The organism is Pelosinus baikalensis, from assembly GCF_020819555.1.
GTDB lineage: Bacteria > Bacillota > Negativicutes > DSM-13327 > DSM-13327 > Pelosinus > Pelosinus baikalensis.
The window spans coordinates 1-2246 of sequence record NZ_JAJHJB010000105.1; the positions used below are offsets into that span (position 1 = coordinate 1).

3 protein-coding genes are annotated in these 2246 nt (G+C 41.1%); all 3 read left to right on the top strand.

Going from position 1 to position 2246, the window contains the following annotated elements:
* A partial coding sequence (locus LMF89_RS25235; protein ID WP_229537566.1) for a phage tail sheath family protein occupies nucleotides 1-989 on the top strand: 989 nt, incomplete at its 5' end.
* A gap of 12 nt (nucleotides 990-1001) precedes the next feature.
* Nucleotides 1002-1448, top strand: a complete 447-nt coding sequence (locus LMF89_RS25240) for a phage tail tube protein (RefSeq protein ID WP_229537567.1) — start codon at nucleotides 1002-1004, stop codon at nucleotides 1446-1448.
* A gap of 50 nt (nucleotides 1449-1498) precedes the next feature.
* Nucleotides 1499-1918 (top strand): phage tail assembly chaperone, encoded by a 420-nt coding sequence (locus LMF89_RS25245; protein ID WP_229537568.1) that lies wholly within the window; start codon nucleotides 1499-1501, stop codon nucleotides 1916-1918.
* Nucleotides 1919-2246 lie beyond the last annotated feature (328 nt).

A 2246-nucleotide genomic window follows, 5' to 3' on the forward strand; every position in this document is an offset into this window, starting at 1 on the left:
GAACTAGAGGCAATGACATTATTATCAAAGCCTCTGTCAATGTGGTAGATGAAACTCTCATGGACGTCAAAACCTATGTAGATGACCGTGTAAAAGATGAGCAAAGTGTTGCAAAGGCTGAGGACTTGCAGGCCAATGACTGGGTTACATTCAGCGGGAATGGTGTTATTTCAGCAACTGCCGGCACGACTCTTGCGAACGGTACAAATGGAACGGTGATCAATTCCGATTACACTGAATTTCTATCTGCTTGTGAGACACAACTATTTAATGTGGTAGCGTATCCAGTGGCGGATCCGACTCTTAAGGTGTCGTTTGCCACCTGGGTAAAAAAGCTTCGTGATGATGAGGGTAAAAAGATTGTGGGTGTTCTAGCTGACTATAATGCTGATTACGAAGGCGTTATCAATGTTAAAAATGGCGTTATTCTAAATGACGGTACCACCTTGGATGCTTTAGGTGCTGTCCCTTGGGTAGCTGGTGCAACTGCAGGAGCTTCGATCGTTCAATCCCTTACCTATTCTGCCTATGAAGGTGCTGTGGATGCAAATCCAAGACTCAGTAATCTTGGATATATTAACGGATTGCTTGCTGGTCAGTTTGTATTTCAGTTTGATGGCGAGAAAACGAAAGTGGAGCAGGATATCAATTCCCTACACACTTACGATCAAACTAAAAATCAGCGGTTTAGTAAGAATCGAGTTATTCGGGTGCTTGACAATGTGAATAATGATCTGTTAAAGACTTTCTCCGACAGCTATATTGGCAAAATTGATAATAACGCTGATGGGCAAGCTTTGTTGAAACAAGCCGTTGTTGATGGTTATTTGCAAACTCTCCAAGACGCAGGAGCCATTCAGAAGCTGGATAAAGATAATGATTTCATCATCGATGTGAAGAAGTCTGTTGGGGATGAAGTATGGGCGAAAGTTTGCGTACAGCCGGTTGATTCTATGGAAAAAATCTACTTTGATGTAGTCGTAAGATAGGAGGCTGTGATTATGGGAAAATACAAAAGCCAGGATACAATTTCGGCCAAAGAAGGTCGTTTTTTTCTAGATGGTATTGAAATGTTTAACGCCGTAAAGCTTGAATTGACTATTGAAAAAAATAAAGTGGAAATTAAACGGCTTGGCGTGCGAATGACTGGGCATAAGACAACTGGTTTGTCAGGAAGTGGCACTGTGACTGAGTTCCATGCCACTTCCAATGTTGGGCTTCTTATGCAAAAGTACAAGGATACAGGTGAGGATGTGTATCTCGATGGCATTGCTACGATTGACGACAAGGCAAGTGGGCGCGGTGTAGAGCGCATAGCGTTAACGGGTATCAATTTTGATAGCCTAACGATCATTAATATGGATTCTGAAAGTGATGACGTAATTAAAGACGAAATTCCTTTTACTATTGAAGATTTCAATTACATCAATCTGTTAAATTCACTGTAAGACTTGGCGAAGAGCCATGTCTATATTTATTAATAGGAGGCTTATATTATATGGACATGTCAGCATTTATGAAGGGTAAAGCAAAGCAATTACCAGAGGAAGAAAAGGTCATTAGTACCTTGTACGAAGATGAGAAAGGGCAGCCGATTCCTTTTAAGTTTAAAGCAATTCCCACTGCTCTCGTTGATAAACTTAAAAGTGATTGTACAACGATTAAGCATACCAAAGGGCAACGGATTGAGAGCTTTGACCGAGATCGATTCTCTTGCAAAATCGGAATTGAAACAACGATATTCCCAGACTTTAAGAATACAGAGTTACTACAATCTTATAATTGCATCGATCCTGTAGATTTGGCCAAAGAAATACTTAATTTACCTGGGGAATATACAGAATGGATTCAGACGTGTTCTAAACTCAATGGCTTTGATGATACTATTGAGGATTTGGTAGCAGAAGCAAAAAACTAATTCAGAGCGGAAACTATGACGCAGTTTTCGCTCATCGGATGTGGCAGCGTCATCATATCCTCCCGCAAGATTTTTGGCTTATGGACGAGTATCATAAGTCTTTTTTACTTGCTTCAGAGGAACTTGTGATGGAGCAGGAAAAAAAGGATGCTCAGAAAGCAGCGAAAAAGGGAAGGAGGAAATGAGCTGGTGGCTAGTATGTTTGCATTATTTGAGATGCAAGATCGGATTTCTGCCAAGCTAGATAACTTGGCCAAGCGAACCGAAAAGTATGCTGAAGCATCTCAGCAACTTGCCAAGGTTGGGACTATGGCCTTTGTTGCAATAG

Bases quoted from the DNA above. Each gene is read 5' to 3' on its own strand.
- LMF89_RS25240 (WP_229537567.1), top strand. From the start codon at position 1,002: ATGGGAAAATACAAAAGCCAGGATACAATTTCGGCCAAAGAAGGTCGT.
- LMF89_RS25245 (WP_229537568.1), top strand. From the start codon at position 1,499: ATGGACATGTCAGCATTTATGAAGGGTAAAGCAAAGCAATTACCAGAG.